We start from the raw sequence: 20,912 nt of genomic DNA on the forward strand, positions 1-20,912 counted from the left end.
TTCGATATTTAGTCTTCCGGATTGATTTTCAGCTCAACCAATTCGATTTTAGTGTTGGAAGTTTCCAGGATTTTAATCTCGAAATCCTCGATCTTAATAACCTCTCCCTGCTGCGGAATTTCTTCGGTATGATTTACTATAAATCCGCTTAAGGTCTCGTAATTTTCACCTTCTGGAATTTCGGTCCTGTAATTCTCATTTAAATAATCCACTTCCAGCCTTGCTGAAAATTTGTAATGATCGTCACCCAGTTTCTCCTCAATCAGGACTGCTGAATCATGCTCATCTTCGATTTCACCGAAAAGCTCCTCTACAATATCCTCCACGGTCATCATCCCACTGGTTCCACCATATTCATCGATAACCACCGCGATACTCTTTCTCTTTTTGATAAGAATATTCAGAACATCCTTGATCCACATGGTTTCGGGAACAAAGATCACCGGAAGTAATATGGACTTTATAGAACGAGGTCTTTTGAACAATTCGAAGGAATGCACATATCCAATGATATCATCAATGGTATCATTATAAACCAGCAATTTCGAGAGTCCGGTTTCAGTAAAGGTTTGCACAAGATCACTCGGCGCCTGATTTTGATCTACTGCTATGATCTCGGTTCTTGGGATCATTACTTCCCTGGCCTTAATATCTGAAAATGAAAGGGCATTCTGAAAGATCTGTATTTCACTATCTACGTCTTCATGCTCTTCAACTGTTTCCATTTGCTCGCTAATGAAGTTGCCTAATTCTACTTTACTGAAGGCTAATTGAACTTCATCTCCATCGGTTTTGAAAAATCTCTTCAGAATAATATCTGAGATCCAGATAACAAAAGAGGACACGAAACTGAATAGCAAGTAGAAAATATAAGCAGGTACTGCAAATAATTTCAACATGCTGTTCGCATAGATCTGAAAAAATACCTTCGGAAGGAATTCCGCAGTCAGCAAAATTATCAGTGTAGATATTACAGTTTGAGTAAGCAGACTAAGATCTACTACGATATAATTAATGATGCTGTTTTGTGGATCGAGTCCGCTAAGCCAGTACATTAAAAGGTCACCCATAAAGAAACCATAAACCACCAAAGCTATATTGTTTCCAACAAGCATGGTTGCTATGAATTTAGAAGGTTTCTTGGTAAGACGTTTTAAAACGGTCGCCAGAAAATCATTCTGACGCTTTTCTATCTCTATGAAGATCTTATTAGAGGAAACATAAGCGATTTCCATTCCTGAGAAAAACGCAGAAAGTATTAAAGAGCAAACTATGATTAGTATTTCAACCTCCATTCAGGCTATTTATTACGCTCTTCGTAGCGACGCCTAAATCGCCGTTTGAAGAAGAACATGAATATTGCAATTGCCACAAAGAACAGGAAAACATATGCCCTTTGACGCTGATCATTCCAGATGCGCACTGCTTCAAAAAGAAAGAATGCTGCGAACAGCAAATATGCATATTCAAAATATTTGAAAAACTTACTCATCTTCTTTTTCTTCTTCTACGATTTGAATTCCCGTATTGGTTCTAGAACGAAAATTACTGAAATCCTGATTAGAATCAAAACCGAGATCTTCAGTATAGGATCCATCAGGGAATCTTATCTTATTTGGTTTGTCTGTAAATACCCAGCTCCTGTCCTGATCCCAGAATAGCTGACTTGCTTCCAGCTTGGTACTATCGGCAGTGATTATGACCACATTTCCCTGAAGATCGATAAGTTTGGTATCCTCATAAACGATCCCGTAATCTGCCACCACCGTATTTTTTTCGTCCTTCTCATCAAAGAACTCTACTTCCACCCCATCAGGAAATTCACGGTAAGGAAAGCTTTTGTTCGTGAAATCCAGCATACGCGGACTTTTTAAAGTCGCAACCAGTCTACCGGAATCTGTGAACTTTAAGTTGATACCCTCGGCTGTAGCCTGCGGCGCATCTTCTTCCATGCTAAATGCACGTACCTCGCGAAGATTACCTTCACATGAAAAAAGCATTGTCACGCCTAAGAGCGTGACAATGCCTGAAATTATATTGCTATATGTTAGCTTCATCTTATAGATTCGGCACTTTTACCGATGCACCAATCCAACATCCAAAAGTGATTGATTGTCCAGGCTTGTATTTAGACTGGAAGATATCAGACTTCTGTGGAGCAAGACCTTTATAAGAAGCTGCTGCCTGATTTGCGTTAGATGCTATCGATGGATCAACCCTCGCTGCTCTCGAAGCATAGTCTGCTGCTAACCAGTATACTGCTCTTTTAGTGAACGTATCTGTACCACAACTGTTTGCACTTTTCGCATACATGTTTGCGATCTGTAAGTAAGCACTACCTAAAGATGGTTTTGCAGCTACCGCTTTGTTGTAGAAGTTTCTAGCCTGCCCATACTGACCTTTATCCTTGTAGTTACCAGCAATTCTGTAGTAGATCTTCGCTTGATCAGACTTGTTAGTTTCAAGCTCTGCCGCCTGGTTGTAATATTGTAAAGCTTTAGAAGCGTTACCTTCAGATTCAGCTAACTGACCTAAAGAGTAAGCAGACTTAGCAGAAGGCTCTAACTTGTGTAATGCTTCAGAAACCTGGATGAACAATGGATCTTCAGTACAATCTTTAGCAGAAAGTCTAGCATTCGCATTCTGCAACCACTTCACATCTCCCTGCTTTTCTTCGAAATCTTTCTTGTACAATGGAATAAGGTTACTACAATCTGCTCTTGCACCTAACTTTCCATTCAATGCATTTCTAACCATACTGTAGTTCTTCAGGTTGATCTCTGCATTCTTGATCTTCTTTTCTTCCTTAGAAGTAAGCTCTTCACCATCTTCCTGTTTTTTAAGAAGTGGAGCTAATGCCTCTGCAGCATCGTTTTCTTCTTTCTCGATCTTAGCGTAAACTCGGTCGTATTGATCGAATACATCCTGAAGATTTTTATCTCCTGCATCCTGCATATCCACTACAAGATCAAAATATGCATATAATGCTTTAGGACTGGTGAAGTTCTCTACATCTTCTTCCCATGCTTTATCATAAGCCATGTAAAGTTCTTCTTTATCTCCCAGTTTGTTGTCATACTTTAACTGAGCGATATCTGAATATACTTTACCAGCTTTCGTTTTTTCAGGATATAATTCAAGTCTGGTTTCCCATACTTTAATTAATTCCTTAACTAATTCACCTTTATCTCCTTCTTCAGCTTTATCGATTTTAGATTCGATAGCTCTTTCCAGGTACTGGTAAGTTGCAAGACTATATTTTGGACAGTCTTCCATCACTTCCATAAGTTTAGGATAAGCTGCTTCGTAATTTTTTGCTTTAGCAGCATCATAAGCTAAAGCTGCGGTAGTTGTACAATCCTGTGCACTAACAGCTCCAGTTCCTACCATGGCAACCGTCAATAGTGCTAAGAAATTCTTTTTCATCGTTGTAGTTTATTGTGGTTAATCAAATTTTCTTTTCGTGAACCATTTGTCGTTTAAAGAAAGTCCTACAGACAGTCTTAAAAACTTCTCCTGAACTAGTCCGGCATCTCTTGTACCTCTCTGTCCAAGCTCGATTCCGAAGTTTGCATTGGAGAACAATTGTCCAATCGGTAATCCTAATCCAAAAGACATGCCAAACTCATTAATAGATTCACCGTTGACTATAAGACCGGTCTCATCATACCTGAATCCAGCACGATAAACCACTCTCTCCAGGTAACTTGTGAATGAATTATAATCTGGCACATAAAAACCTCCCAGACTAAATTGGGACGCATCCTCATACTCTCCTCCATCATTTCTGAAGCTAAAGCTATCCTGGTAAGAGCTTGATCCTACATTAGAATACTCAGCTCCAACAAACCATTTGTTCGTTTGACCAATTCCAGCTCCTAGACTGTATTTAGAAGGAAATGTAAATTGGGTTTCACTAAGGTCCAATTCTCGCTGATCTATCGTTCTACCCGTACCACTCGCAAAATCTATAGTGGAAATTGTTCTGAAATTTTCAGAATCAAGATCCATTTCTGGCGCGTAGGTAGTGGAGACATGAAGATTCAACTTTTCTGAAATTGGGCGCTGGTAATTGGCTCCAAAGTTGAAAGTGAAACCTTTGATGTCTGATCTGTTCACATCGCTGGTTCCATATTGCAAACCTTCAGTATTGATACTCTGCGTATTCTGGAAATTTCCGAAGTTATAGTCAGCATCAACACCCAGACTTAAGTGCTCATTCACGGCATATCCGGCAGAAAGGAAAACTCTGTTCATACCACCTCTACCTGTAAGCAAGCTGGAAGCATCATCTTCTACATCCAAAATCCTGTATCCCACAGAGGTATACGGCATCACTCCAAGACCAATCCCGATCTTGTCGCTAATTGGAAATGCCAGTGCTAAATAATCCAGAGATGAGATCTTTGAATTATCTGATGCTTCATCAGTTTCGAGTTTTACTCTATCGTGACTTGCACCAATAGTGAAATCTGTAAGCTTTAGTCTACCATAACTTGCAGGGTTCTGCAAATTCACGTGGATACTATCCATAAATACACTTAAACCCCCCATAGACCTGTTTTCCACAGTTCCCTGAAAATTGGTTAAACCAATACCGTAATATGAATAAGGCGAAGAAACATTTTCCTGAGCTTCAGCGATAAATCCTGTAAATAAAGCTACGATTACTATAAATCGTTTAATCATTGAGTCTTGTTAAATTCTAGAATGAAATTAAGTCCTTCTAACAAAAAATTTGAGTTGGCAAATATGCTATTTTTAGTTGGTATAGACAAAAGTTGACTGTCCCCTCCTGTAAATATTACTGTTAAATCTTCAAATTCAGAAGCATAGGTTTCTACAACCCCTTTTAATTCCATTTTGAGTCCGTTAATAATTCCGGATTGTATGCTGCTCTCGGTCGTTTTGCCAATAAGATCAACATCCGGCTTCGCAGATACTAACGGTAAATTTGCTGTAAACTTGTGCATACTTTTAAATCTCATCTGCAATCCCGGAGAAATTGCTCCTCCAAGGTACTTTTCCTTAGCCGTTTTCAGGTCAAATGTGATACAGGTTCCGGCATCGATGATTAACACATTCTTCTTCGGAAATTGATCTACGGCCGCGGCGACCAAAACAATTCTATCCAGCCCCAGTGTATGCGGAGTATGATACTCATTCTGAAAAGGTACGTGTGTATCCTGTCTTAAACGAAGAAAGTCTGTAGCTTTTTCAAGCTCGAATATGACCTGTTCGTCAATTTTTGTTACTTCAGAAAGTATCGAATGAGTGATTTGCGGATAGTCTTTGAAAATTTTTTCTAATTCCTGCAAAAAGATTTCTTTTGGAAATATGAGTTTCTTCTGAAGTGTATCGTTTTGATAAACAGCAGCTTTTACTGAAGTATTCCCGGCATCGAGTACTAAGTTCATGCTTGATTTTGTTCAACTTCAAAAATACAAAAGCAATTTTTTAAAATTTCCTTTGCCAGTTCCTAAAAATGAAATTATATTTGCCACCGCTTAACAAAGCAACTGGTGCCTTAGCTCAGTTGGTAGAGCAAAGGACTGAAAATCCTTGTGTCCCTGGTTCGATTCCTGGAGGCACCACCTTTAAAAACCCGATTCATCTGAATCGGGTTTTTTTATGCATATAATTGAACTATGTAAAATACAAAAAGCCGGAATTAGCATTCCGGCTTTTCGCACAATAACCTGATTCCTCAGAATGCAGTGTTATCAAACAGTGTGAATTACAAGGTTTACTACCGCACCTACAATGGCGGCGAAAATAAACAGCAGGGTTAGCATGACCAGTATCTTTCCGATAATGTTCAGGCCATGAATACTCATCTTGTAGTTGTCCACAAATTCAGTAAAGATTTCCATACGCCTGTTATTTTTGATTTATACTTAACTCACTATAATATAATCACTTAAGTAGTTAAATCATAATTTTTTCGGTCAGGTCATTGGAAAATCGTTAAACGCACTAATTGGGTTAAATTCCCGTATATCTGTACCAAAAATCTACTTTATTTTTCTATTACATACGTATTACTCTACCTCCTCTTCTGGATGGCGCCTTTCCACCTCCAAAACTACTTAGCTTGTAAGTAAAACTCAGCATTGCATATCGTTGCAGAACGAGGTTATTCACATCCTGAATATAATCGTCTCCTACAAGTCTTCTAGTATCCACATTTTGATCCAGTAAATCATATACTTTCACTTTTACAGTAGCATTGTCTTTCAGGAACTGGTATCCAAGACTCATATTCCACAATAGACTCGTACTGTCGAATCCCGGAGTAACATTTCCAAATTTGTTATAGGAGATATCATTTCCAAAAACCACGTTCTTTGGCCAGTAGGTTGTAGTTTCAAGAGACAGACTATGGTTTACATAATTTTGATCTCTTCCACTATTGATATCGTACTGAATATCATTGAAGGTCGCCGAGTAACCTGGTTCAATCTCAAAGACTTCATCGATCGCGTAAGTAAGCCTCAAAGTAGGAGTTACCGTAAATTGATCAGATTCATACTGTACAGCGTTAATAAAGCCTACATTCCTGTTATAGCCTCCATTTGCTCCAATCCTATATCTAAACTCTGTAGCGTCCTTCTTGTAGCTTTTACTGTAAGAAGCTCCCAGATTTCCGTTAATAACTCCATCTACATTGGTATAGGTTGTAGTTCTAACAAAATTATCCACGCTGCTGGTTGCTGCCACCTGATTATCTGTGAAATTGAAATAGGCATAAGCAAAGATTCCACTTCGGGAAGCAAAATCGAAATTTCTATAATTTAAGTTCACTCGCTGATTAAAGGTTGGTTCAAGCTCAGGGTTACCAATGATGATATTTGTAGGGTTTGTTCTATCCACCACTGGCTGCAGTTGCCTCACTGATGGAACATCGGCATTTGTACTGTAACCAATACTTATACTTTTGGATCTTTCCGGAGAATAGCGGAGATCGGCATCCACATACACATTATTAAAAGTATTGTCGAAGCGTATATCTTCCATAAAGTTCTCGGTCTTTAAAGTTGTGCTAAGCAACCCAACCTCAGAACTAACACGCCATTTCTCACCTTCATAATTAAGTCCGGCGTTTGGAGTATGTTTGAAACTACGGAATTCAAAATCATTACTCAATAGCTCATTTAAATTAGTATACTCACCATCAACAGCATCAAAAACACTTCTGGTATTGCTGCTCTTTTGTGTATCAAACTCATAATTGATGTCCAGAAAGAATTTATCTGCCAATACACTTCTTTTTGAAGCTCCAACACTAAAAGAATTGGAATTTTCATCCTGATCTATAAATTGATCCTGAACGATATTATTTTCAGGGTTATTTACGAATGTGCTTTCAGAAAAGTAAATATTCTCATTCTCCTGTTTGCTGTGGGCATGGTCCAGATCCAACTGAAGATAAGAACCCCTGCTTCCAAAACGTTTTATAAAGTTGATATCATTACTAAAATCCAGACTTGTAAGATCTTCAGTTTCATCTATAAGTGTGGTATTCTGAAGCTGCATGTCCTCATCAAGATTTTCTTCAAATCTATCTCGATAGGACGTTCCAATGTTAGCATTGAATCGTGGAGCGATAGAAAGCCTCGTAAGAGTATCAAATTCTACTTCGTATCGAAGTGTCGCTCTGTGACTATCATTCAGTAAATTACTGGAGCTGGTGGAATTAGTGAAGTACCTGGAATCTGGAAGAATATTCTCCCGTTCGATCCTGGTTCTGGTTTCTGTATCTGACCCTCCATAGAAGTAATCGGCAGTAAGTTCCATACCATTGTCCCATTCATTTACAAAGTTGAATCCGCCGGTTTCAGATTTCGTAATCCCATTATTAGATCCAAAACCGGTTCCATTGATACTGAAACTTCCATTCCCATTGAACCTTACACTACGGGCATGTCCACCCATCATGTCGAACACCTCATCAAAACTAAATCCGGAACTATTGATATTATTGGAACTAGCAAGTACACTTACCCTGAGGTCATCTTTAAAATAATTGGCGATACCACTAAGTTCATATCGGTCATCTGTACCACCACCGGCAGTTGCCCGTGAAAACCAGCCTTTGTTCTTGTCTTCCTTCAGTTCAATATTGATGGTCTTATTTTCTGAATCTCCCGCCTTTCCGGTAAATTCTTCACTTCTTGTTTTGGTATCCACTACCTGTATCTTATCTATGATTTCCTTCGGAAGGTTTTTCGTAGCGATCTTGGGATCATTTCCGAAGAATTCCTTACCGTTTACCAGGATTCTCGAAACAGGCTTCCCGTTCACGGTGATATTACCATCGCTATCCACTTCTACTCCCGGCAGCTTTTTCATGAGTTCTTCCAGGTTGGCATCCTGCCTGGTATTGAAAGAATTGGCATTGAATTCCAGCGTATCCTGCTTTACAGAAATAGGTGCTCTTGTAGCGGTTAAAGTAACCTCATCCAGCGCGTTATCCAGGATTTCCAAAGAAATAGCACCTAGATCCTGCTTTTTGGTAATTTCTATTTGCTTACGGTAAGGTTTAAAACCAGCGTAGCTTACGTAAAGATTTACAGCTTTATTTTCGGTATTTCCCTTAAGCAGAAAACTCCCGTCCTTTTCAGAAATAGTGTAAGTGACCAGACTGCTATCAGCAATCTTTTCGACATAAACCGTGGCAGATTCAAGAGGATTGGATTCAGTATCAACGATCTTTCCTGATACTTCGAATTCCTGGGCAAAGCTTAGTGCACTCACTAAAAGTAGCAGCAAGCTGAAATAATTTCGCATATAGATAGTGTAAAAAATTGAACCAATGCTCACTACTGAACATTTGTTTGAGATTTAGACTACCTACAACGTTAAAAGTTTAAGGTTTCGTTTACTTTTTTCTAAAAAAGATACTGATAGGCACCCCTTGAAAATCGAATTCCTGACGTAACTTATTCTCTAAGAAACGTTTATATGGGTCACGAACATACTGTGGCAGGTTACAGAAAAATGCAAACTGTGGATGTGGTGTTGGTAATTGTGTACAAAACTTGATCTTTACGTATTTCCCTTTATATGCCGGTGGCGGATTCTTCTCAATGATCGCCAGCATAATATCATTAAGCAAACGGGTCTTGATCTTCTTGCTTCTGTTTTCAAAAACTTTTACAGCAGTTTCAATTGCTTTAAAAACCCGCTGTTTAGTTAGAACAGAAATAAATACGATCGGCACATCTGTAAACGGCTCGATCTCACGACGAATCATGGTTTCGTAATCCTTAAGCGTATTGGTCTCCTTATCCAGAAGATCCCACTTATTCACCAGGATCACGATTCCCTTGGAGTTTCTCTGAGCGAGCCAGAAGATATTCTGAACCTGACCATCAAACCCACGGGTTGCATCCAGCACCAATAAACAAACATCACAGTTCTCAATTGCACGCACAGAACGCATCACCGAGTAAAATTCCAGATTTTCCTTAACCTTAGATTTTTTACGAATTCCTGCAGTATCTACAAGGTTAAATTCGAAACCAAACCTGTTGTACCTGGTATCGATAGAGTCACGGGTAGTCCCGGCAATATCGGTTACGATATAACGATCTTCCCCAATAAGGGAATTAATAAACGATGATTTTCCTGCATTTGGACGGCCCACGACCGCAAATCTTGGTAATTCTGTATCTTCCTCTTCTTCAATTACTGGTAAAGCTTCTACAAGTGCATCCAGAAGATCACCGGTTCCACTACCGTTTGTACTGGCAATTGGAAAATAATCACCCAGACCAAGCGAGTAAAATTCTACCGCGTTAGCAAGACGTTTGTTATTATCTACTTTATTCACTGCAAGTAAAACAGGCTTGTCCACTCTACGAAGTAGGTTGGCTACTTCTTCATCCATAGACGTCACTCCTGTTTCCACATCTACGATAAAAATGATCGCATCTGCTTCTTCGATCGCAAGCTCTACCTGCTTATCGATTTCAGCTTCAAAAACATCATCGCTACCTTTCACATACCCACCGGTATCGATAAGGGAGAATTTATGACCATTCCAGTCAGATTTCCCATAATGTCTGTCCCTGGTTACACCACTAACAGAATCGATAATGGCCTCTCTACGCTGTATAAGCCTGTTAAAAAAAGTAGATTTACCAACGTTTGGTCTCCCTACAATGGCGACAATATTGCCCATAATATGATATTGATTTCAGGAAGCAAAATTAATGATTTTAAGCTAATTAGCTCAACTTCCCGTATTCTTGAAAATGTAGTTACTTCTTATCTGTATAGCCAAATCTCTTCAGCTGCCTGGCATCACTTCTCCAGTTCTTATTCACTTTTACATAAAGTTCTAAATGAACCTGTTTTCCGAAGAATTTCTCCAGGTCCTTTCTAGCCTCTACTCCTACTCTTTTTAATGCGGCACCTTTATGACCAATGATGATCCCCTTCTGGGTATCTCGCTCTACCATGATTACACTGCGCATCCTGATGATCTTTTCCTCTTCAAAGAATTCACCGGTTTCGATCTCTACACTATAAGGAATTTCCTTTTTGTAATGCATAAGGATCTTCTCACGAATGATCTCGTTCACGAAAAATCGTTCAGGCTTATCGGTAAGCGTATCTTTAGGGTAGAAAGCCGGAGATTCTGGCAATAATTCGATGATCCTGTTAAATACCTCTGCCACATTAAAACCTTCCAATGCTGAAATTGGGTGAATTTCGGCCGTTGGCACTTTTTCACTCCAGTACTTTACCTGTTCTTCAAGTTGATCCTGGTTTGATTTATCGATCTTATTCAGTAATAATAAAACCGGCACTTCAGAGTTTTCGATCTTTTTAAAGAATGCTTCATCCTTTAATCCTTCTTCTCCAATTTCAACAATATAGATCAGAACATCTGCATCTTCAAAAGCAGATTTCACAAAATCCATCATGGAAGCCTGTAGCTCGTAAGCTGGTTTAATGATCCCGGGTGTATCACTCAAGATCATTTGGAAATCTTCTCCATTCACAATACCCAGAATTCTATGACGGGTTGTTTGTGCTTTTGAAGTGATTATTGAAAGTCTTTCACCTACGAAAGCGTTCATTAAAGTGGATTTCCCAACATTTGGGTTACCTATGATATTTACGAAACCGGCCTTATGTGCCATAATGAAATTTTTGCAAAGGTATTTCATTTGTGAACTGTTACCTAATGTTTGTTCAATTTCTAACATTCGGCGTTCAGCCCGCTGGAATTTGCTATTTAGCGTACCTTTCTAGTATGATATTATGAATATAATCATTTGATAATCAAAATTTAGTAAAAATTTCAATCAATAATACGATCGGGTTGTCCTTCTGTTTTTAATGACTATTTTTGCCGCTTCTTAAAATTAAGCTGAAAAAGCCTCATTATGAAAAAAGTGCTGAACTTATTCGACTTCAAACAACAGGTTAACTATAAAACTGAAGTACTTGCTGGATTAACGGTTGCTATGACCATGATTCCCGAATCACTTTCTTTCGCTATTCTGGCTGGTTTTCCTCCGCTAATGGGTCTTTACGCTTCTTTCATTGCTGGTTTGGTAACCGCAATATTTGGTGGTAGACCGGGAATGATCTCTGGAGGTGCCGGCGCCACTGTAATTGTTTTGATCGCGTTAATGAAGTCAGACGGACTCGAATACGTTCTTGCCGCAGTTGCATTAGCAGGAGTTTTCCAGATCATCATTGGTGTCTTCAAGCTTGGTAAATTTATAAGACTGGTGCCTCATCCCGTAATGTTCGGGTTTGTGAATGGTCTGGCTATCGTGATCTTCATGTCTCAGCTGGATCAGTTTAAAACCGTTGTGAACGGTGATATAGAATGGTTGTCTGGAACTGCACTGTACATTATGGGTGGCCTGGTCGCTTTAACGATTGCCATCGTGGTGCTTTTACCTAAGGTCACTAAAGCTGTTCCTTCTTCTTTAGTTGCCATCATTATCGTGTTTCTACTGGTATATTTCTTCGGAATAGACACCAAAACAGTAAAAGATATTGCCTCTGTTAGTGGTGGTTTTCCTCCATTCCATATTCCTCAAATTCCACTAACCTGGGAAACCATAGAATTGATCGCTCCTTATTCCATGATCATGGCAGCAGTTGGTCTTACTGAAGGTTTATTAACCCTGAACCTGGTGGATGAGATCACTGAAACTAAAGGAAACGGTAACAGAGAATGTATCGCGCAGGGTGGTTCTAATATTCTAAACGGATTCTTCTTCGGAATGGGTGGCTGCCCGATGATCGCTCAAACTCTTGTAAACCTTTCTGCTGGATCAAGAGCCCGGTTATCTGGAATCATTGCAGCATTTACAATTCTTGCGATCATTCTATTTGGCGCTCCTATTATTGAAAAACTCCCAATGGCAGCACTGGTTGGTGTAATGATCATGGTGGCAATTGGAACTTTTGAATGGGTTAGTTTGAAGATCTTTAATAAAGTACCTAAAAAGGATATTTTCCTGGTAGTTATCGTGGCGTTAATTACCGTATTTCTGCACAACCTTGCCTTAGCAGTTCTGGTTGGTGTGATCCTTTCTGCACTGTTCTTTGCCTGGGAAAGCGCGAAAAGAATTAGAGCCAGAAAATTTATCGATGAGAACGGGGTAAAGCATTACGAGATCTACGGACCTTTATTCTTTGCTTCCACCACTAATTTTGCTGAAAAATTTGACGCATTGAACGATCCAGAAGAGATCATTATTGACTTTAAAGACAGTCGCGTTTCAGATATGTCTGCTATCGAAGCCTTGAATGCCGTGACTCAGAAATATAGCAAGGTGGGCAAAAAAGTTCATCTTAGACATTTAAGCGATGACTGCATTAGGCTACTGAAAAATGCAGATGCTATCATAGAAGTTAATATTCTGGAAGATCCAGACTACAAAGTGGCGGCAGATGAATCTTAAAGCATGTTGTCATTGATCTCGATCCAGTAACCGTCTGGATCCTGCAGGTAGATCTGCTTAATCCCATCAGGGCGGGTGTTTGTTGTCTTACTTTTGCCCGGCCAGTTTTCAAAAGCAATATTATGTTCCTGCAGAAACTTCATGAATTTATCCAATTCCGAAGTATTTAAACTCATATGCACACCTTTGTGGGTAGCAGGAACTTCCTCGCTCTCGATCAAATGGATCTGTACGGAATCTTTTAGCTGAAACCACCTTATACTGGCAGGCAATCCTCCGTTATCTATTTCTTCCAGTCCTAATACTTCGGAATAGAATTTTGCTGAGCGGGAGAGATCTTCTACGAGTAAAGCGTCATGATCCTTATTAAAACTGAAGGTGTTAGTCTGAGCACTGCTGTTGTAACCCAGAAATGCAATTAGAATGATAAGTATCTTCTTCATAAAAATTTTATTTAAAGTTCAAGATACTTAATTTTCAAAGTAAAATTACTTCCAAAAATTAAGCGCTCTATTGAAGCTTTAACGAGTTAAATTCTTTTAAACATTACTTAAAACGAGCATAGGGTTGTTTTAATATTCCTAACTTTCAGCTACCAACCAAAACAATCTGCAAATGGCCGAATTAAGCGAGGATGAATTCCAAAACATACTTTCCGTAGAGAATAAGTGCACACGCTTGAACCTCAACGAAAACATCTATGGAACTTTCGCTGAAATTGGAGCGGGACAGGAAACTGTTCGCCATTTCTTTAGAGCACGAAATCCAAAAGGGACGATTGCGAAAACGCTTAGCGCCTACGACAAGGATTTTAGTGATGCGATCTATGGACTCGACCCTCAGAACCGTTATGTAACCGAAGCTCGTTTAAAAAGAATGATCGATTACGAAGCAGAATTGATCGAAAAAAGACTTTCAAGAAAAAAATACCCAGATAAATTATTCTTTAGTTATGCTAATACGGTAGCGACTATAGACTGGGCGAAGAAATACAAAGGCCACGGGTGGCTTGGAATAAAATTTCAGCGAGAACCAAAGCAGGAATATAGCGAGATCATACTTCATGTTCAGTTTCATGAAAATAATGCTTCCCAACAGCAAATTAGCCTGGGAATCATGGGTGTAAACCTCATCTATGCTGCATTCTACCAGAGTAATGATCCTAAGGTGCTCATCAAAAAACTATACGATCACTTAAGCACAGATAAGATCGAAATTGATTCTATCAACTTTCGCGGTCCGGTTTTTAAAGATGTCGATAACCGACTTATGAGCCTGGAGCTTGTTAAGGATGGTATAACAGATGCGGTGATGTTCTCCAAAGATGGAAACAATATTCTACCGGCAAATGCACTTTATAAAAAGAACATCCTTACACTTAGAGGTAGTTTCCGTCCAGTAACCAATCTGAATCTCAATATGTACATGACCTCACGGAAACTGTTTCTGGAACAGGAAGAGGTCGATCCTGAAAATACGGTTACCATCTTTGAAATGACCCTGAATAATCTTAAAGCTGAAGGTGAAATAAATGAAAAAGATTTCCTGGATCGTGCAGATCTTCTTTGTGCTTCGGGACAGACAGTAATGATCTCCAATTTTCAGGAATATTATAAGGTCGTTGAATATTTTGCGCAGCATACCAAGAAAGAACTAGGTCTGGCCATGGGAGCAGATAATCTCGTGGACATTTTCAATGAGAAATATTACAGACACCTAAGCGGGGGAATTCTGGAAGCCTTCGGCAAACTTTTCTTTAAGAGTTTAAAGGTATATCTCTACCCTATGCTTGATGAAAAAACCGGGGAGATCATCGATAGCTCGAATTTAAAAGTGCATCCAAGAATGCGAGAGCTTTATAATTTTTTCATAGATAACAATAAGGTGATCGATATTACTGAGTACGATAGAGATTCTTTAGAAATTCATCCTAGAAAAGTGTACGAAATGATACGCGAGGGCAATCCGAAATGGGAAGAAATGGTTCCAGGCCTTACCGCTAAAATGATCAAGGAGAAAAATTTGTTCAGCAAGGAACGAGCATCTGAAAATGAAGCTTAAGTAGAAAATTCAGATTTCATTCTGCGGTCATACATTACGATACTTCCGGCCACAGAAACATTCAAACTTAAAGTAGAACTAAACTTTACCAGATGATGTGATTTTTCGATGGCTTCATTGGAAAGTCCATGGTCTTCAGCCCCAAGCAAATAGACACAGCGCCTGGGATGTTTGAAAGTTTCCAGAGGAACTGCACTTTCGGCCAGCTCCACACCTACCAGCATGGCACCTTTTGGGAGGTGTTTATAGAATTCCTCGAAACTTTCATAATGAAAATAAGGCATTGCACCTACAGCTTTATGGGTATCACAAGCCTGTTTCGCGTACCTGTTGCCAATGGTGAAAATAAAACTCGCTCCCATATTTTGAGCTGAACGCCATAAAACACCAAGATTTTCAGGCGTTTTACCATTTTGGATTCCGATTGCAAAAAATCCCTGTTCGAGGTTGTTTGTTGTCATTTTGCAAAGATACTATTAGCACTCCATATTTCAGAATAGAAGTAAAACTTCCGTAGTGTTATGAATGGCAGAACTACTAATAATGAAATATTTATTATTGATAAGTATTGACAATCAACTAATTACAATCTTATGGAAATTCCTAAAAAAAGCCCATCTACTTTATTCAAGTTTATAATTACAGGCTTCTTAGCTTTAACTATCGTACTTATTTCCTGCCAGGATAAGAATGATTACGCTAAAGTTCCGGCTCAGGAACTTAGTCCTCAGGATAGTATTTCGCATGGTGAATACCTCGTAAACACCATAGGTTGTCATGGTTGTCATTCTCCAAAACGAATGACAGAAAGAGGTCCAGAGATCATACCAGAGCTGGCACTTTCGGGTTACCAGTCAGGAGATAGCCTTCCTTCGTTTTCTTCAGAAGCGATCAAAAATGGATGGCTACAAATGAGCGGTGATCTTACCGTGGCCATAGGTCCATGGGGAATTAGTTATGCTTCAAATCTTACTTCTAGTGACACGGGACTGGGTAACTGGAGCATGCAAAGGTTTAAAATTGCTATTAGAGAAACTCAAAGGAGATTCCGGTGGCAGGATGATCTTACCACCTATGCCGTGGCAGAATTACAGTGAGCTGACCGATAAGGACCTTGAATCTATTTTTCGTTATTTAAAGTCTACTAAGCCAGTTGAAAATGCCGTACACGCTCCGGTGGCGCCTAATAAACTGGATAGCCTTCAGAATGCCTGATTTTATGTCTCTATATTATTCGGGAATCTGCAATAAATCAACCGTTTAAAACTTAATCTTCAGCAAATTATAAACGAATACAGGATTTCACTATAAACTCCTCAATTAAAGATCAAAAACCGAAACAACTTTGAGATTGCCGGTATTTTTAAATATCAGTTTGTTATTTTTATTTCCTGATCGGTAATTTCAGGAATCAAATCTGGGTTTAATTCAACAGAGAATTTTCAGAAATAAAATTTAACCGTAAATACAATTAAAAACGACGCATGAAACAGGAAGTACAGGTTTACTCATTATTTACAGAATTTGACATTTCACTTTTTAGATCGGGTAAACATTACAGACTGTACGAAAAGTTCGGTGCTCATTTAATAACTCATGAAGGACAGGACGGAGTTTACTTTTCTGTCTGGGCTCCCTCGGCAAAGTTGGTTTCCGTAATTGGTGATTTTAATTACTGGAATATTGATGACCATCCTCTAAATGTACGCTGGGATGAGAGTGGCATCTGGGAGGGTTTTATTCCGGGTGCTAAGAAAGGAGATAAATATAAATTCAGAATTGTATCTAATAACAATGGAGAAATTCTTGAAAAGGCTGATCCTTACGCTTTAAGATGTGAACATCCACCAAATACGGCTTCTATTGTCTGGGATCTGGATTACAAATGGAAGGATAAGAAATTCATGTCCCGTCGTGAAGAGGTGAATGCCTTGGATAAGCCTTATTCTGTTTATGAAGTCCATCTTGGCTCCTGGAGAAAGAATACCCTCGAAAACCGTTCTCTTACTTACCTTGAAATGGCAGATGAGTTGGTAAGTTATGTAAAGGAAATGGAGTTCACGCATGTAGAATTCATGCCAATAATGGAATTCCCTTATGACCCGAGCTGGGGCTATCAATTAACAGGATACTTTGCTCCCACCTCCAGGTTTGGCGATCCCCAGGAATTCATGCAACTGCTGGATGCCTTTCACAAAGCTGGCATTGGAGTCATTCTGGATTGGGTGCCTTCACATTTTCCAGAAGACAAACATGGTCTTGGCAAATTTGATGGTTCACATCTTTACGAACATCCAGATCCACGCAAAGGCTATCACCAGGACTGGAAAAGTCTCATTTTTAATTATGGCAGAAATGAAGTGCGGTCCTTTTTGATAAGTAACGCAGTTTTCTGGTTGGATAAATACCATATCGACGGTCTTCGAGTAGACGCCGTAGCTTCCATGTTATACCTGGATTATTCAAGAGAAGATGGTGAATGGGAACCTAATGCTGAAGGCGGAAGAGAAAACCTCGATGCCATTAGTTTTATAAAAGATCTTAATACTGAAGTATATAGCAGTTTCCAGGGAGTACAAACAATTGCTGAAGAATCCACCTCATTTCCTAAAGTTTCCAGGCCGGTAAGCCATGGAGGTTTAGGTTTTGGAATGAAATGGATGATGGGCTGGATGCACGATACCCTGGAATATTTCAAAAAAGATCCTATTCATCGCAGGTATCATCAAAATGATATCACCTTCAGTATGACCTATACATTTACTGAGAACTTCGTATTGCCTTTAAGTCACGATGAAGTTGTCTACGGAAAAAAATCATTGCTTGGCAGAATGCCGGGTGACGACTGGCAGCGTTTCGCAAATTTGAGATTGATGTATAGTTATATGTATACACATCCAGGTGCGAAACTTTTATTTATGGGAGCTGAGCTGGGACAGTATGCAGAATGGAACTACAATACCAGCTTGGACTGGCATTTGCTGGAACAGGATTCTCATAATGGTATTAAGAAGGCACTTACCGACCTCAATATACTTTATAAAAAACAGCCTGCATTATACGATAACCAATTCAGTGAAGAAGGATTTGAATGGATCTCATTTGATGATAATCAGAATTCGGTGATCAGTTACTTGAGAAAGGGAACTTCAGAAAAAGAAATACTGGCAGTTGTCTGTAATTTCACTCCCACTGTATTGAAAGAATATTCCATTGGTCTTCCGAAGAAGGGAAAACTAAAAGAGATTTTTAATTCAGATGATACGAAATACGGAGGATCTGGAGTAACGAATAATGCTATTAAAATCGAAAAAGAAGCTTTTCACGGGAAAAAATTTTCAGCAAAAATTACTATTCCTCCACTTGCAACAGTGGTATTTAAACTTGCATAATATCAAAAAAAACATACTCTGGTTGCAAATTTTGGTTGCCGGAATAATTAGAAGCTAAGAAAAATGATTACAAATACAGAACTTGAACAAAAGGGAAATCTATACCCTACCGGCCTAATTTCTTACGAACACGATCAGGATACCGTCAATTTTATCACTAAAAATGGCGTAAGGCTACAACTAACGATCCTTCGGGACAATATGATGCGATTTCGATATACCACCAATGGTATTTTTGAGCACGACTTTTCATATGCAGTAGATCAAAATCATCCTCATGGTTTTAACCACCTGGAAATTTCAGAAGAGGACACACATGTTGTTGTAAAGACTGAAAAGTTCATTTGTAAAGTTGCCAAGGACGATCTGCGTGTAGGGATGTACGAACATAGCGGTAAGATCATTCTGGAAGACGAACTTGGGTTCCATTGGGAAGAAAGCTTCGAGTTTGGAGGGAATTTTGTCAAAATGAGCAAATCTTCGAAAGACCAGGAAAGTTTTTTCGGACTTGGGGACAAGCCAACCAACTTCAATTTAAAGGGTAAAAGACTGAGCCTCTGGAATACAGATCAATATGCTTACGGAAAGGATACTAACGAACTTTATAAAGCGGTTCCTTTCTACATGGGGCTTCAACAGAATATTTCCTACGGAATCTTTTTCGACAATACATTTAAAACCCATTTTGATTTTTGTAGTGAACGACGAAACGTAACCAGCTTCTGGGCAGATGGCGGGGAGATGAATTATTACTTCATTTACGGTCCTCAAATGACCGATGTCCTCACAACGTATACAGATCTTACCGGTAAACCAGAATTACCACCAATGTGGGCACTGGGATTTCACCAGTGCAAATGGAGTTATTACCCTGAAAGCAAGGTTAAGGAGATCACTTCAAAATTCCGGGAATTGAATTTTCCTTGTGATGCGATCTACCTGGATATTGACTATATGGAAGGCTTCCGTTGCTTTACTTGGAACAAGGAATTTTTTCCAGATCCTAAACGAATGGTTCGTGAACTGGAAGAAGATGGATTTAAGACCGTTGCCATCATCGATCCCGGTATCAAAATAGACCTGAGCTATGATGTTTTTAAAGAAGCTTTGGACAAAGACTATTTCTGCCGCCGTGCAGATGGACCATACATGCGAGGTAAGGTCTGGCCGGGGGAATGTTACTTTCCAGATTTCACCAATCCCGATGTACGTGAATGGTGGAGCGGTTTGTACAGAGAACTTATTGGTGAAATTGGAGTAAAAGGAGTCTGGAACGATATGAACGAACCAGCAGTGATGGAGGTTCCAGGAAAAACTTTCCCGCTGGATGTTAGACATGATTATGATGGTCATGCATGTAGCCATAGAAAAGCTCATAATATCTACGGAATGCAGATGGCGAGAGCCACCTATGAAGGAGTTAAAAAGTTCAATTTCCCGAAGCGGCCGTTTATTATTACCAGGGCTAATTATTCTGGAGGACAGCGCTATACTTCAACCTGGACTGGTGACAATGTCGCTACCTGGGAACATTTATGGCTTGCAAATGTCCAGATACAACGACTTTGTATGAGTGGAATGAGCTTTGCCGGATCTGATATTGGTGGTTTTGCCGAGCAGCCTTCCGGAGAACTTTATACCAGATGGATACAACTAGGAATATTTCATCCTTTCTGCCGTGTTCATTCCTCGGGAGATCATGGCGAACAGGAACCATGGTTCTTTGGAGAGGACGTACTGGACATTAGCAGGAAGTTCGTAGAATTGCGTTATCAGCTATTGCCATATTTGTATACGGCGTTCTATAATTACGTACAGGAAGGGCAGCCAATTTTAAAACCGCTGGTTTATTTTGACCAGGAAGATGTGCAAACACACTATAGATCTGATGAATTTATCTTCGGAAACCAGATCCTGGTGTGCCCAATTCAGGAACCAAATGTACAGGGACGAAGAATGTATATTCCAAAAGGCCAGTGGTACAACTTCTGGAGCGATAACCTTGTAAATGGTGGTAAGGAAATTTGGGTTGACGCGCCACTGGATATCGTACCGATATTTATCAAGGCCGGAGCAATTATTCCTAAATACCCGATCCAGCAATATGTAGATCAGGTAGAGATTGAACAAATGACGCTTGATGTATATTACAAACTAGGAAAAGAGAATTCTGAATTTTATGAAGATGCGCACGATGGTTATGAATACCGCCAGAACATTTATAGCCTTCGTACATTTAAGCTAACAGGTAAAGAAGATGAGGTGATCATCCAGCAGCATAAAAGCGGAAAGTTCTCAGCTTCCTATGACACCTTTAAACTGAATCTACACGGTCTTCCATTTGAAATTAGACGAGTATTCTACGAAAATGAAGAAGTGCCGTTAGAGACACTTCAATACAATGCTGAAGAAAAAAGCATGATCATAAAGAAGGATTTTAGTGAACTACAACTGGTAGGATAATTACTATTATTAGAAAGTAAAAAGCCTGTTCTTGACGAACAGGCTTTTTTTTGTGGAA

Annotated in this window: 17 protein-coding genes and 1 tRNA gene; 6 read left to right on the forward strand and 12 right to left on the reverse strand. The window is 39.3% G+C overall.

Going from position 1 to position 20,912, the window contains the following annotated elements; genetic code table 11:
• Window positions 1–8 precede the first annotated feature (8 nt).
• From ACSHZO_RS06165 to ACSHZO_RS06190, 6 genes are read right to left on the reverse strand one after another with little or no spacing between them, the layout of a single operon-like run.
• A complete protein-coding gene (locus tag ACSHZO_RS06165; RefSeq protein WP_298246689.1) occupies window positions 9–1,295 on the reverse strand; it encodes a hemolysin family protein in 1,287 nt (428 codons plus the stop codon).
• 5 nt (window positions 1,296–1,300) lie between these two features.
• Entirely contained in the window at window positions 1,301–1,492 is a 192-nt protein-coding gene (locus ACSHZO_RS06170) for a hypothetical protein (RefSeq protein WP_298246690.1), read from the reverse strand.
• Window positions 1,485–2,057, reverse strand: coding sequence for an LPS export ABC transporter periplasmic protein LptC (lptC, locus tag ACSHZO_RS06175; protein WP_295181006.1), 573 nt, complete (start codon window positions 2,055–2,057; stop codon window positions 1,485–1,487). Before lptC ends, ACSHZO_RS06170 begins: the two co-directional genes overlap by 8 nt.
• Window position 2,058: 1 nt before the next feature.
• Complete coding sequence (locus ACSHZO_RS06180; protein ID WP_298246691.1) at window positions 2,059–3,426, reverse strand: hypothetical protein; 1,368 nt, start codon at window positions 3,424–3,426, stop codon at window positions 2,059–2,061.
• Window positions 3,427–3,444: 18 nt separating this feature from the next.
• Window positions 3,445–4,689 carry an OmpP1/FadL family transporter gene (locus ACSHZO_RS06185; RefSeq protein WP_298246692.1) on the reverse strand — a complete coding sequence of 415 codons (1,245 nt, stop codon included), beginning with the start codon at window positions 4,687–4,689 and terminating at the stop codon, window positions 3,445–3,447.
• Complete coding sequence (locus ACSHZO_RS06190; protein WP_295181002.1) at window positions 4,686–5,417, reverse strand: type III pantothenate kinase; 732 nt, start codon at window positions 5,415–5,417, stop codon at window positions 4,686–4,688. Before ACSHZO_RS06190 ends, ACSHZO_RS06185 begins: the two co-directional genes overlap by 4 nt.
• Before the next feature lie 104 nt (window positions 5,418–5,521).
• On the opposite strand from ACSHZO_RS06190, the gene ACSHZO_RS06195 reads away from it, so the two are divergent.
• Window positions 5,522–5,594, forward strand: a tRNA-Phe gene (locus ACSHZO_RS06195).
• A 129-nt stretch (window positions 5,595–5,723) separates the two neighbouring features.
• Here the strand turns inward: ACSHZO_RS06195 and ACSHZO_RS06200 are convergent.
• The 4 genes from ACSHZO_RS06200 to era form a co-directional block, all read right to left on the reverse strand.
• Window positions 5,724–5,873, reverse strand: a complete 150-nt coding sequence (locus ACSHZO_RS06200; protein ID WP_298593598.1) for a hypothetical protein — start codon at window positions 5,871–5,873, stop codon at window positions 5,724–5,726.
• A 157-nt stretch (window positions 5,874–6,030) separates the two neighbouring features.
• Window positions 6,031–8,772 carry an outer membrane beta-barrel protein gene (locus ACSHZO_RS06205; protein WP_298246693.1) on the reverse strand — a complete coding sequence of 914 codons (2,742 nt, stop codon included), beginning with the start codon at window positions 8,770–8,772 and terminating at the stop codon, window positions 6,031–6,033.
• A gap of 109 nt (window positions 8,773–8,881) precedes the next feature.
• Window positions 8,882–10,186 (reverse strand): ribosome biogenesis GTPase Der, encoded by a 1,305-nt coding sequence (gene der / locus ACSHZO_RS06210; protein WP_298246694.1) that lies wholly within the window; start codon window positions 10,184–10,186, stop codon window positions 8,882–8,884.
• A gap of 79 nt (window positions 10,187–10,265) precedes the next feature.
• Complete coding sequence (gene era, locus ACSHZO_RS06215; RefSeq protein ID WP_141876728.1) at window positions 10,266–11,153, reverse strand: GTPase Era; 888 nt, start codon at window positions 11,151–11,153, stop codon at window positions 10,266–10,268.
• Between the two features lie 246 nt (window positions 11,154–11,399).
• Here era and ACSHZO_RS06220 point away from each other — a divergent pair, with 246 nt between their 5' ends.
• Complete coding sequence (locus tag ACSHZO_RS06220; RefSeq protein ID WP_298246695.1) at window positions 11,400–12,938, forward strand: SulP family inorganic anion transporter; 1,539 nt, start codon at window positions 11,400–11,402, stop codon at window positions 12,936–12,938.
• On the opposite strand, the gene ACSHZO_RS06225 is transcribed toward ACSHZO_RS06220, so the two are convergent.
• Window positions 12,935–13,381 (reverse strand): VOC family protein, encoded by a 447-nt coding sequence (locus ACSHZO_RS06225; protein ID WP_298246696.1) that lies wholly within the window; start codon window positions 13,379–13,381, stop codon window positions 12,935–12,937. The genes ACSHZO_RS06220 and ACSHZO_RS06225 overlap by 4 nt on opposite strands.
• Before the next feature lie 172 nt (window positions 13,382–13,553).
• On the opposite strand from ACSHZO_RS06225, the gene ACSHZO_RS06230 reads away from it, so the two are divergent.
• The gene (locus ACSHZO_RS06230; RefSeq protein ID WP_298246697.1) at window positions 13,554–14,999 is read left to right on the forward strand and encodes a TonB-dependent receptor; all 1,446 of its coding nucleotides are present in this window, start codon (window positions 13,554–13,556) and stop codon (window positions 14,997–14,999) included.
• Here the strand turns inward: ACSHZO_RS06230 and ACSHZO_RS06235 are convergent.
• Window positions 14,996–15,460: an RNA methyltransferase gene (locus ACSHZO_RS06235; protein WP_298246698.1), complete on the reverse strand. Its 465-nt coding sequence runs from the start codon at window positions 15,458–15,460 to the stop codon at window positions 14,996–14,998. The genes ACSHZO_RS06230 and ACSHZO_RS06235 overlap by 4 nt on opposite strands.
• Window positions 15,461–15,592: 132 nt before the next feature.
• On the opposite strand from ACSHZO_RS06235, the gene ACSHZO_RS06240 reads away from it, so the two are divergent.
• The 3 genes from ACSHZO_RS06240 (at window position 15,593) to ACSHZO_RS06250 (ending at window position 20,854) form a co-directional block, all read left to right on the forward strand.
• Entirely contained in the window at window positions 15,593–16,096 is a 504-nt protein-coding gene (locus ACSHZO_RS06240; protein ID WP_298246699.1) for a hypothetical protein, read from the forward strand.
• Between the two features lie 387 nt (window positions 16,097–16,483).
• Entirely contained in the window at window positions 16,484–18,391 is a 1,908-nt protein-coding gene (glgB, locus tag ACSHZO_RS06245) for a 1,4-alpha-glucan branching protein GlgB (protein ID WP_298246700.1), read from the forward strand.
• Between the two features lie 63 nt (window positions 18,392–18,454).
• Window positions 18,455–20,854, forward strand: a complete 2,400-nt coding sequence (locus ACSHZO_RS06250; protein ID WP_298246701.1) for a glycoside hydrolase family 31 protein — start codon at window positions 18,455–18,457, stop codon at window positions 20,852–20,854.
• Window positions 20,855–20,912: the final 58 nt, after the last annotated feature.

The sequence above is a fragment of the Christiangramia sp. 3-2217-3z genome (assembly GCF_051195275.1).
GTDB lineage: Bacteria > Bacteroidota > Bacteroidia > Flavobacteriales > Flavobacteriaceae > Christiangramia > Christiangramia marina.

Bases quoted from the DNA above. Each gene is read 5' to 3' on its own strand.
- ACSHZO_RS06185 (WP_298246692.1), bottom strand. From the start codon at position 4,689: ATGATTAAACGATTTATAGTAATCGTAGCTTTATTTACAGGATTTATC.
- ACSHZO_RS06240 (WP_298246699.1), top strand. From the start codon at position 15,593: ATGGAAATTCCTAAAAAAAGCCCATCTACTTTATTCAAGTTTATAATT.
- ACSHZO_RS06190 (WP_295181002.1), bottom strand. From the start codon at position 5,417: ATGAACTTAGTACTCGATGCCGGGAATACTTCAGTAAAAGCTGCTGTT.
- glgB (WP_298246700.1), top strand. From the start codon at position 16,484: ATGAAACAGGAAGTACAGGTTTACTCATTATTTACAGAATTTGACATT.
- ACSHZO_RS06250 (WP_298246701.1), top strand. From the start codon at position 18,455: ATGATTACAAATACAGAACTTGAACAAAAGGGAAATCTATACCCTACC.
- ACSHZO_RS06165 (WP_298246689.1), bottom strand. From the start codon at position 1,295: ATGGAGGTTGAAATACTAATCATAGTTTGCTCTTTAATACTTTCTGCG.
- ACSHZO_RS06220 (WP_298246695.1), top strand. From the start codon at position 11,400: ATGAAAAAAGTGCTGAACTTATTCGACTTCAAACAACAGGTTAACTAT.
- ACSHZO_RS06230 (WP_298246697.1), top strand. From the start codon at position 13,554: ATGGCCGAATTAAGCGAGGATGAATTCCAAAACATACTTTCCGTAGAG.
- ACSHZO_RS06225 (WP_298246696.1), bottom strand. From the start codon at position 13,381: ATGAAGAAGATACTTATCATTCTAATTGCATTTCTGGGTTACAACAGC.
- lptC (WP_295181006.1), bottom strand. From the start codon at position 2,057: ATGAAGCTAACATATAGCAATATAATTTCAGGCATTGTCACGCTCTTA.
- era (WP_141876728.1), bottom strand. From the start codon at position 11,153: ATGGCACATAAGGCCGGTTTCGTAAATATCATAGGTAACCCAAATGTT.
- ACSHZO_RS06200 (WP_298593598.1), bottom strand. From the start codon at position 5,873: ATGGAAATCTTTACTGAATTTGTGGACAACTACAAGATGAGTATTCAT.
- ACSHZO_RS06180 (WP_298246691.1), bottom strand. From the start codon at position 3,426: ATGAAAAAGAATTTCTTAGCACTATTGACGGTTGCCATGGTAGGAACT.
- der (WP_298246694.1), bottom strand. From the start codon at position 10,186: ATGGGCAATATTGTCGCCATTGTAGGGAGACCAAACGTTGGTAAATCT.
- ACSHZO_RS06170 (WP_298246690.1), bottom strand. From the start codon at position 1,492: ATGAGTAAGTTTTTCAAATATTTTGAATATGCATATTTGCTGTTCGCA.
- ACSHZO_RS06235 (WP_298246698.1), bottom strand. From the start codon at position 15,460: ATGACAACAAACAACCTCGAACAGGGATTTTTTGCAATCGGAATCCAA.